Here is a 13461-nt window from a genome sequence, read left to right on the forward strand (position 1 = left end):
TTCTTCGACAGGCTGGGCTCAGTGAAGTCCGGATGCCCGCGCCGCCAGTCGCTTTCGGGCAGGTTCGCGGCCCGCTCGCGCGTCATCGCCCCCGTCAGCAGGCCGGACTGCATGGGCGAGTAGACGATCACGCCGATGCCGTTCTGCTCGCAGAAGGGCAAAATCTCGTCTTCCACCTCCGGGTGCACGAGCGAGTACGGCGGCTGGAGCGACGTTACCGGCGCGATCTCCTGCGCCATCGTCAGCAGCCCCACGTCCCAGTTGCTGACGCCGATCCACCGCACCTTTCCCTCGCGCTGCAGCTCGGCCATGGTGCGCCAGCCTTCCTCGTTCTGCGCCGGATCGTCGTCCACCGGCCAGTGGATCTGGTACAGGTCGATGGCGTCCACCTTCAGCCGGCGCAGGCTGTCTTCGCACTCCTTGCGGATGGAATCGGCGTTGAGGTTGTTGTAGGGATCGCCCTCGCCCTCGTTCCAGCGCAGGCCGCACTTGGTGAACACCCACGGACGCGCGCCGGACCATCCCTCCAGCGCGCGCGCCACCAGCTCTTCGGAGTGGCCCAGCCCGTACACCGCGGCCGTGTCGATCCAGTTCACCCCCAGGTCCAGCGCCCGGTGGATGGCGTCGATGGCCTGCGCGTCGTCCTGCGGCCCCCACCCGAACGCCCATCCCGGCCCGCCGATGGCCCACGAGCCGAAGCCGATGGGCGTGATTTCCATGTCGCTGTTGCCGAGCTTTCTCTTCTGCATCTTCCCCATCGTCATGTACCGTCGTCCGACGCGCCCACGTTTGGGCGGCCCGCGGACCGTTGCGCGATCCGTGCCCGAACGGCACGGCGCCGCGGCGCGCCTTTCGCTGCGGAGCCCGTTCACGACAGAGATCGTGCGGTGGATGCACTCGTTCCCCAGGAGGCGTTCCGGTGAAGACTCGTTCGACGTTGATGATGGCCTGCGTGCTGGCTGCCGGGTGCGCACCACCGCAAACCGCGCCCGCCGCTACGCCGGTGGTGGCGCCGGCTGTGGCGAGGGACGCCAACCAGGCGCTGGACCAGCTGGCGGAGGCGTTCTTCGAGGCTACCCTGCCGCTGAGCCCCACATCGGCGACGGTCATCGGCGACGCGCGGTACAACGACCGGTACACGGCGGGGTTCGTCCCGGAGACCCGCGCCGCGTTCCGGGCGCTCGGGGCGGAGTACGAGGCGCGGCTGCGGGCCATCGACCGCGCCGCGCTGGACGAGGACCATCAGCTAACGTACGAGGTGTTGCGGTGGAACCTGGAGAATGTGCGCGCCTCCGAGCAGTTTCCGTCGCACCTGATGCCGCTCAACCAGTTCTTCAACTTCACCGCGTCGTTCGCGCAGATGGGGGCCGGGACGGGGCTGCACCCGTTCAAGACGGTGAAGGATTACGACGACTTCCTATCCCGCATCCAGGACTTCGAGCGCGTGGTGGATGCGTCGATCGCCAACATGCGCGAGGGCATCGCCACGGGCGTCGTGCAGCCGCGCATTCTGATGGAGCGCGCCCTGCCGCAGCTCTCGGCGCACGTGGTGGCGGATCCGGCGCAGAGCCTGTTCTGGGGGCCCATCACCAGCATGCCGGCCACGTTTTCCGCCGCGGACCGCGAGCGGCTGACGGCGGCGTACACGCAGGCCATCCGCGAGCGCATCGTTCCCACCTTCCGCCGGCTGCACGACTTCGTGCGCGACGAGTACCTGCCGCGCACCCGGACGACCGTCGGCCTCTCGGCACTCCCGAACGGCCGCGCCTGGTACGAGCACATGGTGCGGACGAGCACCACGACCAACCTGACGCCCGAGCAGGTGCACGAGATCGGGCTGGCGGAGGTGGCGCGCATCCATCGCGAGATGGAAACGGTGATGCGGCAGGTGGGGTGGACGCGCGACCTGAAGTCGTTCATGCAGCACATGCAGATGGCGCCGCAGTTCCGCTACTCCTCGCGCGAGGAGATGCTGGCCGACTACCGGGCCGCCCAGGCGCGCATCGACGCATCCACCGACCGGCTGTTCGACGTGAAGCCGCGCGCGAACTACGAGATCCGCCCCGTGGAGCCGTTCCGCGAGCGCAGCTTCTCGGGCGGATCGTACACGGCGGCCAGCCCGGACGGCTCGCGCCCCGGCGTGTTCCATCTGAACACCTACGATCCGGGCTCGCGGCCGCGGTACGGAATGGAGTCGCTGCTGATCCACGAGGGCTCGCCCGGGCACCACTTCCAGATCTCCATCCAGCGCGAGCTGGAGCACCTGCCGCGCATCCGGCGCTTCGGCGGGTTCACGGCGTATTCGGAGGGCTGGGGATTGTACGCGGAGACGCTGGGGCGCGACCTGGGGCTGTACCAGGACCCCTACCAATACTTCGGATACCTGTCGTCGGAGCTGTGGCGCGCCATCCGGCTGGTGCTGGACACGGGCATCCACGCGAAGGGGTGGACGCACGAGCAGGCGATTGCGTACGCGCAGCAGAACTCGGCGAACAGCCTGACGAGCACCCAGGCCGAGGTGGAGCGGTTCAGCGCCATTCCCGGGCAGGGGCTGGCGTACAAGATCGGCCAGATGAAGATCACGGAACTGCGGGAGCGCGCCCGCGCGGCGCTGGGCCCGCGCTTCGACATCAAGGCCTTCCACCGCGCGGTGCTGGAGAGCGGCGCCCTGCCCCTGGACGTGCTCGACGCCAAGATCGACCGCTGGATCGCCGCCCAGCAACGAGGGTGAGCGGAGTCTCTAAGCGTTGCTCAGCCGCACTCGGATTTGGCCCGAGTGACCCACTTCAAGGTCGGCAGCCGCGTTACACCGGCGCGGCTGCCAATTACCGTGTCGTGATGAGAAGCACCGGCCAAGTGCTGCCGATCCCGTCTAAGCCCGCTCTGGCGCCGGCTCCGCTGAGGCCACCCGGAACCTGACCGCACGCGGCACTGCGCAGCGACGGAGGGATCCGCCACACACCCGCCGGAGCACATCCGCAGCCTAGCTTCCCCCGGGCCCGCCGTACCGCTGGACGATCTCCTGGCACGCCTTGAGCGCCGGACCGCGTGCCCACGCCTCCGCCTCCGCGATCTCGTCGTCCTTCCTGGCCAGCGCCGAGGGCGCCCAGTACGCGCGTTCCGGGCCGATCGGCAGGTGGTCCGTTTCTGAGAGGATGGCGGAGAATGCCGCACTAACCCGGTCGTCGTCGCGCAAACCGAGCTGAAACAGCAGCTTTGACATCCGTTGCGCGTTCGGCAGGATGGGCTCGCGGCCCTGCAGCATCGACGTGGCGAGTGCCGACACTTGGCGCTCGAGCTTTTTCCTGAGGTCGGGATTCGGCCAGGTCACTCGCGTACTCCCACGTATGTGCAGACGCGCCGCTAGCCCGACACCTGCGCGTTGCTCCGCGCTCCGCGCAGTTGCCGCCGCCGCGCGTGAACGCGCAATGCCACCGCCGCCAGCGCGAACCCAGCGACGGGCGCGTAGAAGAGCAAGTCGGGCGCGTTCCACGCGAGCGCCGCCGCGCCACCGAGTACGGTGCCGAGCGTGGTCCCGCCCACCGCCCGGCCCAGCGGCACGTCGCGCATCAGCATCCACGCCCCAAGTGGTCCAAGGAGCATGCCGAAAACGGCACCAAAGGCAGCGCCGAAAAGCAGGATCTCCGGGACCAGCAGCGTTCGCCAGCCGTCCGACAGGAATCCGAGCAGGAACATCAACACCGCGCCCGCCACTCCCCCGAAGAGGAAACCCGCCAACATCAGCCCCGCCGTCACCTGCACAAATCGTTGCGCTCGCATGTTCTCGCCTCCTCGCCAACAATTACTTTGTTATACAAAGTAATTTATAACGCGAGGATCGTCTGCGCAAGCTGCCGTTCCGCTCGGCCGCGGACCGCCGCACAGGTCAGGGCCGCATATGAGTCCGCACGTATTCAATCGCGTCGGCGACGGTTACCAAGCTCTCGAAATCTTCTTCGGAGACCACGATCCCGAACTCTTCCTCCATGGCCATGACGAGCTCGATCATGTCCAGCTCGTCGAGACCCAGGTCCTCGACGAACCGTGCCTTGGGGGTAACGCGTTCTTCAGGAGCGCCCGTTTCGCGCACGATGAGCGCGATCACCCGGGCCGAGAGCGACTGCGCGCCGGGCTCGGATTGCGCCGCCGAGTTCGGGCCGGCCGCGGACGAGGAGCCCGCTGCACCCGCGCAACCCGCAAGCGAGGCGAGGAGGAGAGCCGTTACGGCGTGCGGGGAGTTCCACATGGGTAGCCGCATCGGATGAGTCTCGGCGCTATGGATTTGGCGAAAACGTCACGGTGCGCTCGCGGGCCCTGCTCGCAGTGAGACGCAGGAGCACCGCCGAGCCGACGAAGCCGACGATCGCAAACATCACGCTCCCGTTTCCGCCGCCCACGATCAGGCCCATGACCGCGCCGGCCAGCGTGCCTACCGTCGTTCCACCCACCGCCAGCCCCAGCGGCACCCGGCGCAGCAGCAGCCACCCGGTGAGCGGCGCCAGGATGGCCCCGATGATCGCGCCGAAGTAGGCGCCGAACCCGATGAAGCCGGGCATCAGCGCGGCCTCCACGGGCCCGAGCGCCAGTATGCTCACGATTGCGCCCAGTACGGCGCCCACCATGCCGCCGGTCAGGGCCAGGGCCGCGGTGAGGATGAGGATGCGCACGGGACGGGAAAACGTCGGCTCGGCCGACGGCGGTGGAAGCATGGGTCAGTCTCCAGGTCGATGCGGCTCGCCCCGCGGGAACTCGAATGCACGGGGGCGCGGAGGCGGGGACGTCGTCGAGCACTACGGACCTGGTGCCGCAGTTGTTTCGGCCGGGCTTATGCCCGCGGATGGTGGCTGCGGTGCTCCTGCTGCAGGTACGTGCGGTCCACGTGGGTGTACCGCTGCGTGGTGCCGATGTCGGCGTGGCCCAGCATCTCCTGAACGGCGACGAGGTCTGCCCCGCCCTCCAGCAGGTGCGTGGCGAACGAGTGGCGCAGCACGTGGGGGCTTACCCGCTTCTCGATGCCCGCCGTCTGCACGTGCTGCCGCAGGATCTTCCACACGCCCATCCGCGTCAGCGGCCCGCCGCGCGCGTTCAGGAACACGCGCCCCTCGCCCTTGCCGCGGTCCAGCACAGGCCGCGTCTCGCGCAGGTAGATGGAGAGCGCGCCGATGGCCCGCCGCCCGATCGGCACCAGCCGCTCCTTGGCTCCCTTCCCGAAGACGCTGGCGAACTCCTCGTCCAGGTACAGGTTGCGGATGCGCAGGTCCGTCAGCTCCGACACGCGCACCCCGCTGGCGTAGGCGAACTCCAGCATCGCCCGATCCCGCCACGCCAGCGGATGCGCCAGGTCCGGCGCCTCCAGCAGCGCCTCCATCTCGGCCACGCTCAGCACGTCGGGCAGCTTCTTCCAGGCCTTGGGCGTGGCGATGCCCTCGCTAGGGTCCGCGACCACCAGGTTTTCGCCGAGGAGAAAGCGGAAGTAGGTGTGCAGCGACGAGACGTTGCGGCCGATGGACGACGGGGCCAGCCCCAGGTCCTTCAGCAGCAGGAAGTAGTTGCGGAGATCGGACGTGGTGACGTCGCCTGGGGTGGCGCGCCCCTTCGTGCGGGCGAACTCGGCCATGCGGATGATGTCGTGCTCGTACGCCTCGAGCGTCTTTTCCGACAGCCCGCGCTCGAACCGCAGGTGGTCCAGGAACGGCTGGACGGCGAACGAGAGCGGCGGCGCGGGCTTGTCCGCGACCGGTGCGGACTGGCTCACTCGCGCGATTCCTTGCGGCTGCGGTACCACCACCAGAGCACGACGGCGCCGAGGACGGCCGCCGCGATGGCCAGGTATCGGCCCGACGCCTCCACGCTGGCGCGGATCTGCTCCCAGTTCTCGCCCGCGGTGGCGCCCAGGTATACGATCAGCCCGTACCACGCCGCGCTGGCCACCGCGATGGGCACGGCGGCGCGCCAGAAGCTCATCCCGCTGGTGCCCGCGAAGATAGGGACGACAGCGCGAAACGCCGGGAGAAAGCGGCTGATGAAGATCACCTTCACGCCGTGCTTGTCGTAGAAGCCGGACAGCCGCTCCATCTGCTTGGGCTGCAGCAGGAAGCGTCCGGCGCGTGTCCGGAAGAACGCGTCGCCGTACTTCCTGCCGACGGCGTAGATCACCAGCGCGCCGCCCACGTTGCACGCCCACACGATCAGGAATGCCATCCACGGGTTCACGACCCCCTGCCCCGCCAGGAACCCGCCGGTGAGCGCGATGACGTCCGCCGGCACGGGCGGAACGAAGTTCTCCAGCCCCGCGAAGGCGCCGATCACCACGTACACCAGGGCCTCGGGAAGCCCCTGCATCCACTCGATCAGCCGGTCGATGAATCCACCCACGTTGGTCCCTGCTCTCGTGTTTGTGCCAGGCTGCCCCGCGATCCTCCGGGCACCCTGCCGCATGATGTCATCCCGATGGAGCGGCCACGGAAACCAGCCCGTACTCCATAGACCGCAGCGACTGAGGGATCCGCCACACACTCCGCTGAGTCACGATGCAGTCCGCCCTGCCCCGAATCCAGAGCCGTTTCGTCGCCTCACCCACGACAGCATCGATGCCGCCGCAGCTATCAAGCTACAAGCGTAGTGTGTGGCGGATCCCTCAGTCGCTGCCTGGCTACGGTGTGACGGAGGGTTCGACGTGGCCGCTTCTTCGGGATGACATTCCATGCATCCGTGTGCCTCTACAAGCTCACAGGCTCGTGTCGCGGCGGTGGCGGGCGTGGAGGACGTCCAGGTCTTCCAGGCTGTCTACCAGCGCCACGGCGAACACGGCAATCCCCTCGCCGCGGCCGATCCAGCCCATCCCCTCGTTGGTCTTGCCCTTGATGGAAATGTGCCCGGGCGAAATGCCGATCACAGACGCCAGCCGCTCCTGCATGGCGGGCGCATGCGGCCCGATCTTCGGAGCCTCACAGACGACGGTTACGTCCACGTTGACGACCTGGTAGTTGCGCCCTTCCAGAAGACGGACCACCTGGGCCAGCAGTTTCAGCGAGTCGGCGTCCTTCCACTGTTCGTCCGATGGCGGAAAGTGCCGGCCGATGTCGCCCAGCCCGGCGGCGCCCAGCAGCGCGTCCGTCACCGCGTGCGCCACGGCGTCGGCGTCGGAGTGCCCCGTCAGCCCCCGGTCGTGCGGAATCTCGACCCCGCCCAGAATCAGCTTGCGCCCCTCGGCGAACCGGTGGGAATCGTAGCCGTGCCCAATCCGCATGCCGCCCGCGTCCTTCGTTGTGAGGTGGAATCCGCCGCTCCGGGCAAGATACGGCGTCGCCCAAGCCGATGAAACATCCCGCGCACGACCGGCATGGCAGGGGCCGTGCACGAAGGCTACCTTCGCCTGCCCAACCCCGTCCGCCCGAACCGACGTCCCATGCTGGAGCTTTCGCCCGACGAGATGCGCGCCCTCGGCTATCGCGCCGTGGACATGATGGTGAGCCACCTGGCCGCCCTTCCCGACGAGCCCGTGTTCGGCACGGCCGCGCGCGCGGAGATGGAGGCGCGCCTGCGCGAGCCGCCACCGGCCGAGGGACGCGGCTGGGAAGCGGTGCTGCAGCGGGTCGGCGACGAGGTGTTCCGCCCGATGACGCACCTGACGCATCCTCGCTTTTTCGCCTACGTCCCCGGCCCCAGCAACTTCATCGGGGCGATCGCGGATGCGCTGGCGTCGGGCTTCAACCCGTTCGCGGGCGCGTGGGCCATGTCGCCCGCCGCGGCGCAGGTGGAGCTGGTGACGGCGGATTGGCTGCGCGAGGCGCTGGGAATGCCGTCCACCGCGGGCGGATTGTTCGTCAGCGGGGGATCGATGGCCACCCTCACCGCGCTGGCCGTCGCCCGGCACAAGCGGCTGGGGGACGATGCCAGCCGTGGCGTGATCTATTGCTCGAACCAGACGCACACGGCAGTGGACCGCGGCGCGCGCATCCTGGGATTTCGCCCCGACCAGCTGCGCAAGCTGGCGCCGGATGAGCACTATCGCCTGCGAGTGGACGATCTTGCCGCGGCGATGGACGCGGACGCGGCGGCTGGGCTGCGGCCCTTCTGCGTGGTGGCCAACGCGGGCACCACCAGCACGGGCGCGGTCGATCCGCTCGCGGAGATCGCCGACCTGTGCCGCGCGCGCGGCGTGTGGATGCACGTGGATGGCGCGTACGGCGGCGCCGCCGTGCTCACGGACGAGGGCCGCGCCATCCTGCATGGCATCGGCGAGGCGGACTCCATCGCGCTGGATGCGCACAAGTGGCTGTTTCAGCCCGTGGAGTGCGGCTGCGTCCTGGTCCGCCAGGCGGAGGACCTGAAAGACACGTTTCGCATGGTCCCCGCGTACCTGCGCGACAACGACCTGTCGGCCGAGGAGGTGAACTTCCGCGACTGGGGCGTGCAGCTGACGCGCGGCTTCCGTGCGCTGAAGCTGTGGATGACCATCCAGGTGTTCGGGATGCATGCCATGCGCGCCGCCGTCGGCCGGGGGATGCGCCTGGCCGAGGTGGCGGAAGAGGAGCTGCGCGCGCTCGCCGACTGGGAGATCGTCACCCCGGCGCAGCTGGGCATCGTCACCTTCCGCCATCGCCCGAACGGCATCGATGGCGCCGAGGCGGACGACCTGCAGCGGCGGATCGCCACGGGGCTGGCGGCGGACGGATATGCCCTGCTGAGCACGACGGAGCTGCGCGGCCGCACCGTGCTGCGCCTGTGCACCATCAACCCGCGTACGACCGATGAGGAGATGCGCCGGACGGTAAGGACGCTGGACCGCATCGCCCGGGAGCGGGTTGATTCGCCCCCGCACGCCGGGTAGCTTGCCGGGCATGGAAACCAAGCCCGTCTACGTCGTCTCCGACGTGCACCTGGGAGGGGTGCCACCCGCCACCGAGCGCGCATTCCGCCGGTTCCTGGATTACGTGGCGGAACATGCGTCGTTCCTGCTGATCAACGGCGACCTGTTCGACTTCTGGTTCGAGTACCGCCACGTGATCATGGCCGAGCACTACCGCGCGCTGGCCAAGCTCAAGGACGTGGTGGAGGCCGGCGTTCCCATCGCCTTCGTGGGCGGCAACCACGACGGGTGGGCGGGGCCCTTTCTGCGCGACGAGATCGGCATCGCGCTGCACGAAGGTCCCGTGGAGCTGAACCTGGGAGGGCGCCGCGCGCTGGTGGCGCACGGCGACGGCGTGGGAAGCGGCGACCTGAAGTACCGCGCGTTGAAGTGGACCATCCGCAACCGCCTGTTCACCGGCGCGTTCCGCGTGATCCACCCCGACGTGGGCACGCGGATCGCCATGCTGGCCAGCAGCACCGAGGACAAGGCCGAGGGGGGCGACAAGCGCGGCAAGAACCGCGCGGCGTTCATCCGGCGCTGGGCCGAGGGCGAGCTGCGCGCGCGGCCGGAGATCGACCTGGTGCTGGCCGGCCACGCGCACGTCGCGTCCATCACGGAGGTAGAGCGGGGACGCTACTACGTGAACTCTGGCGATTGGCTGCGGACGTTCGACTACGTGGTGCTGCCCCCCGGCGGCGGCCCGCCCGAGCTGCGGCACTGGCCCGCGGAGTGACGCGCATCCGTGTCCATCGACGGCAAAAAACATCGGCGGGCGCCCTGGGGCGCCCGCCGGTTTCGGTTCAGTTGCACACTGGCCGCTTGAAGACGGCCACCAGGTCGCAGGTGCGGCCCTCGCCGGCGTTCACGTCGGGCGTGGTCAGCCCACCAGCTCGTCCACCCGTTTGGCCGAGAACCCCGCCGTGGCGCGGTCGCCGCGGACGATCACGGGGCGGGTGATGAAGGTGTACTCCTCCGTCATGTGCCGCAGGAGGTCGTCTTCCGAGAGCTGCTGTTCGTGAAGGCCCATCTTGCGGTACTTCATCGCGCGCTTGCTGAACAGCTTCTCCGCGCCCCCCACCTTCCGCGCCAGCTCCTCAACCTCGGCACGCGTCAGCGGCTGCGTCTTCACGTCGCGGAAATTCTGGATCGTCACCCCGCGCTCCTCCAGGTACGCCACCGCCTTCTGGCAGGTCGTGCAGTACGGCAGGCCCACCACCTCGACACTCACGCTGTCCGCCATCATCAGCTCCCCCTCCACAGGGCCAGGGCGCCCGCTCCTCGGCCGCCGCGTTCATTGAAGAGAACCGGGAGGATAGCCTGAGGCAACACCCTCTCCTGCGGCATCACGGCACTCGAGCCGCCACCGCACGTGCGACTTCCGGAACTCCCGTCCGACCATATCTGCTGCGTGCCCGTTCCCCTCCGCCCGTGGAAGATCATGCGCAAGGTCAAGGTCCTCTTCTTCGCCGCCGATGCTACGTCTCTGTCGGCCAATCACCCAAGGCTGCGGCTGGATGAAGAAGTCCGGCAGATCCGGAAACGGGTGAAGGCCGCCGTGTTCGGCAACATGTTGGACTTCGATTGGCGGCCGGCGACCCGCACACGTGACCTGCAGCAGGCACTGGAAGACACGCGCCCGCAGATCGTGCACTTCAGCGGCCATGGGGGGGGCCAGGGGCTGGTGTTCATGGGTGCGGACGGACTGACTCCGCGCCCGGTCAACACCGAGGTGCTGCGGGAGCTGTTCGAAAAAGACGCCGGCGCCATCCGGCTCGTAGTGCTGACCGCCTGCCACTCGCGCGCGCAGGCACAGGCGATCTGCGAGGTGGTGGGGTGCGCGATCGGCACGCGGGACAGCATTTCGGACGACGCGTCGATCACCTTCAACGCGAAGTTCTACAGCGCCATCGCGACCGGACGGTCGGTGCAGGATGCGTTCGAGCGGGCGCGCGTCGCGCTGAGGCTGGAGTATCCGGCGGAAGGCGAGATCCTGGAACTCCTTCACCGGCCAGACGTCGATCCAGGCAAGATCGTCCTGGTGTCCCGCTTTCGCCGCTATGCACGAGTTGCCATCCCGGCCACCGTTGGCCTGGCGCTCATCGCCGCCTTCGCAACCGCGGTGAGTGATCCGCCGGTGTTGCCCCCTGTCGAGCCTCCCCTCGCTGGGGAACTCCGTCTCGGTGACTGTACTTCGGAGGGCACACCGCGCCCGGCGGCGTACCGTCCCCTGGCGACGGCTTCCATGGAGCCGGGAAGCCCGTCCGACGCGGCCACGGCCCTGGCCCAGGCGAAAGCGTTCTGCCATGCCGGGAATTACGATTCCGCCGTCGCCTACTTCAAGCGAGCGGCGGAGGAGGGTCAGCCGGAAGCGATGTCGTTCCTCGGAATTGCCTACCTGAGCGGAGAGGGAGCGGCGCGCGACTCCGTGCGGGGAATGCGCTGGCTGTCCGAGGCTGCGAAGAAGAAGCGGAACCCGCACGGGATGTACGCCCTGGCCGTGGTCTACGAGAACGATCAGCGCATGAGCAGACGCTACTACCTGGCGAGGCACTGGTACGGGGAGGCCGCGAAGCGAGGCCATGCTGAAGCCATGCGCAACCTGGGCAGGCACTACCGCACGGGCGTTGGCATCGATAGGAGCGACTCGGCGGCGCTGGAGTGGTACCGGCGTGCGGCCGTCGCCGGGTCGGTGGATGCACTGGCCGAGATCGGGTGGATGCACGAGCAGGGCCTGGACGGGCGGAGTGACGTAGCCGAAGCGATCCGCTGGTATCGCCGGGCCGCGGCCGCCGGATCACCGCTGGGGATGTATCGGATGGGAAGGGCGTACCAGGGCGCGGTGGGCGTGCCGAGAGACTATGAGCAGGCGAGGGCCTGGTTCGGCGAGGGCGCGTGCGCGGGCTCCGCGTCCGCCATGAACGAGCTGGGCGTTCTGTACGAGCAGGGGCTGGGCGTAGCGGCGGACGAGGGAACCGCGCTGCAGTGGTTCCGGCGCGCCGCGGCGGCGGGCTCGCCAGAGGGGGCGAGGAACGTCGCGCGGCTGAAGCCGCGGGGCGTGCGGACCGCCATCGCCTTGCTCAACCCGCCGAAGCCGGTGCGTCCCGCAGGCTGCGCGGCCTCGCGGGGGTGACGAGAGGTGGCGCCGTTGCGTCGCTCGTGGAGGTGAGATCGCGAGTCAGGAAAGCGCGTGCGCGGGGCAACCTCCCCGCGCACGCGTTCGTGCACAGCGAAGCCGACGATCAGTCCGCCGCCGCGGCCGAGGGCTGCACGCCCCCCGCGTACGACCGGCAGATGGCGTGGACCTCGTCGTCGGAAAAGGTGTGGTCGCAGGTCTTGGCCGCCTCGAACACGTGCGCACACAGCGCCTCGTCGGTGCCGTACCCGTGCGCCTTCAGCCAGTAGCGCACGTTGCTGATGCCGCTCATGGGCGAAATCTCGATCACCTGGTGCAGCCCGAACCAGCCGGCGGGGACGCCGGAGTAGATGCGGTCCGCCAGCCAGGCGTCGCCCTTGGTCTCGGCCTTGATGATGGCCGCCGCGTGCACGCCCGTCCCCGTGCGGAACGCGTCCTCGCCGAACACCGGCCAGTTGTAGGCGAGCGGCACCTCGCACGCCTTCGACGCCAGGGTGACGTACTCGTTCAGGCGGGAAACATCCCAGTCGTGCAGCCCCAGCAGCTTCAGGTTCACCAGGAGCAGGTCCATCTCGGCGTTGCCGCAGCGCTCGCCGATGCCCAGCGCGGTGCCGTGGATGCGGTGTGCGCCCTCCTCGATGGCCGCCAGGCAGTTGGTGACGGCCAGCCCGCGGTCGCGGTGCCCGTGCCAGTCCACCTTCACGTCCTCGCCCGAGGGCTTTACGACCTCGTCCAGGACGAAGCGGATCAGCTGCCGGACACCGTGGGGGGTGGCATGGCCCACCGTGTCGCAGACGCAGATGCGGCGCGCGCCGCACTCGATGGCGGTGGTGTACAGCGCCTTGACCGTCTCGGGGCTGGCGCGCGTGGTGTCTTCGGTCACGTACATCACCGGGAGCCCCTCGCGGACGGCAAAGGAGACCGCGTCCTCGGTGGCGTGCAGCATCCGCTCGAGCGTCCAGTCTTCCGCGTACTGGCGGATGGGGGACGAGCCGATGAACGTGGCGGCCTCGATGGCGATCCCCACCTTCTGCGACACGTCGACGATGGGCTGGATGTCGGCGCGGACGGTGCGGGCGGCGCAGTTGGGCTGAATGCCCAGGCGGTTGGTGACGATCTCGCGCGCCAGCGCCTCCACGTCCCGCACGGCGCGAGGCCCCGCCCCCGGCAGCCCGATGTCGGCGGAGGCGATGCCCAGCTCATCCATCAGGTGCAGGAGCTTGATCTTGTCGTCGATGCACGGGTCGGTCACCGACGGCGACTGCAGCCCGTCGCGAAGCGTTTCGTCGTTGAGTTGAACGCCGTGCCGGGTACTCCAGTCGAAGGCCCCGTGCACGGTGTTCCAGTCGTGGATCAACTCGCTGTGCTGCATGGCCGGGCGATGTGCGCGGGATTGATTGGCGCGGGTGGCCCGCGCGTCGGAACGGGTAGAACGTAACGCACGGGCGGGCGGCGCGAAACGGGCTGAGGTGGA

At 68.9% G+C, this 13461-nt stretch carries 14 protein-coding genes; 4 read left to right on the forward strand and 10 right to left on the reverse strand.

Going from position 1 to position 13461, the window contains the following annotated elements; all coding sequences use genetic code 11:
• The coding region (locus VIB55_RS14145) for an aldo/keto reductase (RefSeq protein WP_349263029.1) at positions 1 to 749 on the reverse strand (749 nt) is incomplete at its 3' end.
• Between the two features lie 170 nt (positions 750 to 919).
• On the opposite strand from VIB55_RS14145, the gene VIB55_RS14150 reads away from it, so the two are divergent.
• Positions 920 to 2731: a DUF885 domain-containing protein gene (locus VIB55_RS14150; protein WP_331877302.1), complete on the forward strand. Its 1812-nt coding sequence runs from the start codon at positions 920 to 922 to the stop codon at positions 2729 to 2731.
• A 252-nt stretch (positions 2732 to 2983) separates the two neighbouring features.
• Here the strand turns inward: VIB55_RS14150 and VIB55_RS14155 are convergent, their stop codons facing one another.
• The 7 genes from VIB55_RS14155 to ispF all read right to left on the reverse strand — a co-directional run bounded on the left by VIB55_RS14155 (position 2984) and on the right by ispF (position 7249).
• Positions 2984 to 3331, reverse strand: a complete 348-nt coding sequence (locus VIB55_RS14155) for a hypothetical protein (protein ID WP_331877303.1) — start codon at positions 3329 to 3331, stop codon at positions 2984 to 2986.
• 32 nt (positions 3332 to 3363) lie between these two features.
• On the reverse strand, positions 3364 to 3780 hold the full coding sequence (locus VIB55_RS14160; RefSeq protein WP_331877304.1) for a hypothetical protein: 417 nt from the start codon (positions 3778 to 3780) through the stop codon (positions 3364 to 3366).
• A gap of 106 nt (positions 3781 to 3886) precedes the next feature.
• Positions 3887 to 4258, reverse strand: coding sequence for an acyl carrier protein (gene acpP, locus VIB55_RS14165; protein WP_331877305.1), 372 nt, complete (start codon positions 4256 to 4258; stop codon positions 3887 to 3889).
• A 16-nt stretch (positions 4259 to 4274) separates the two neighbouring features.
• Complete coding sequence (locus VIB55_RS14170) at positions 4275 to 4709, reverse strand: hypothetical protein (RefSeq protein ID WP_331877306.1); 435 nt, start codon at positions 4707 to 4709, stop codon at positions 4275 to 4277.
• A gap of 116 nt (positions 4710 to 4825) precedes the next feature.
• Positions 4826 to 5755 (reverse strand): site-specific tyrosine recombinase XerD, encoded by a 930-nt coding sequence (gene xerD / locus VIB55_RS14175; RefSeq protein ID WP_331877307.1) that lies wholly within the window; start codon positions 5753 to 5755, stop codon positions 4826 to 4828.
• On the reverse strand, positions 5752 to 6375 hold the full coding sequence (locus VIB55_RS14180) for a DedA family protein (protein WP_331877308.1): 624 nt from the start codon (positions 6373 to 6375) through the stop codon (positions 5752 to 5754). The genes xerD and VIB55_RS14180 overlap by 4 nt, the downstream gene beginning before the upstream one ends.
• A 352-nt stretch (positions 6376 to 6727) precedes the next feature.
• Positions 6728 to 7249, reverse strand: coding sequence for a 2-C-methyl-D-erythritol 2,4-cyclodiphosphate synthase (ispF, locus tag VIB55_RS14185; protein WP_331877309.1), 522 nt, complete (start codon positions 7247 to 7249; stop codon positions 6728 to 6730).
• A gap of 93 nt (positions 7250 to 7342) precedes the next feature.
• Here ispF and VIB55_RS14190 point away from each other — a divergent pair, with 93 nt between their 5' ends.
• The gene (locus tag VIB55_RS14190; protein ID WP_331877310.1) at positions 7343 to 8833 is read left to right on the forward strand and encodes a pyridoxal phosphate-dependent decarboxylase family protein; all 1491 of its coding nucleotides are present in this window, start codon (positions 7343 to 7345) and stop codon (positions 8831 to 8833) included.
• Between the two features lie 10 nt (positions 8834 to 8843).
• Entirely contained in the window at positions 8844 to 9587 is a 744-nt protein-coding gene (locus tag VIB55_RS14195) for a UDP-2,3-diacylglucosamine diphosphatase (RefSeq protein ID WP_331877311.1), read from the forward strand.
• A 144-nt stretch (positions 9588 to 9731) separates the two neighbouring features.
• Here VIB55_RS14195 and VIB55_RS14200 read toward each other — a convergent pair whose 3' ends face one another.
• Positions 9732 to 10097 (reverse strand): arsenate reductase family protein, encoded by a 366-nt coding sequence (locus VIB55_RS14200; RefSeq protein ID WP_331877312.1) that lies wholly within the window; start codon positions 10095 to 10097, stop codon positions 9732 to 9734.
• A 195-nt stretch (positions 10098 to 10292) separates the two neighbouring features.
• Here VIB55_RS14200 and VIB55_RS14205 point away from each other — a divergent pair, with 195 nt between their 5' ends.
• Complete coding sequence (locus VIB55_RS14205) at positions 10293 to 11984, forward strand: CHAT domain-containing protein (RefSeq protein WP_331877313.1); 1692 nt, start codon at positions 10293 to 10295, stop codon at positions 11982 to 11984.
• Between the two features lie 109 nt (positions 11985 to 12093).
• Here VIB55_RS14205 and VIB55_RS14210 read toward each other — a convergent pair whose 3' ends face one another.
• Positions 12094 to 13359: a LeuA family protein gene (locus tag VIB55_RS14210; protein ID WP_331877314.1), complete on the reverse strand. Its 1266-nt coding sequence runs from the start codon at positions 13357 to 13359 to the stop codon at positions 12094 to 12096.
• Positions 13360 to 13461 lie beyond the last annotated feature (102 nt).

It is taken from the genome of Longimicrobium sp. (assembly GCF_036554565.1).
In the GTDB taxonomy this organism is placed as follows: Bacteria; Gemmatimonadota; Gemmatimonadetes; order Longimicrobiales; family Longimicrobiaceae; genus Longimicrobium.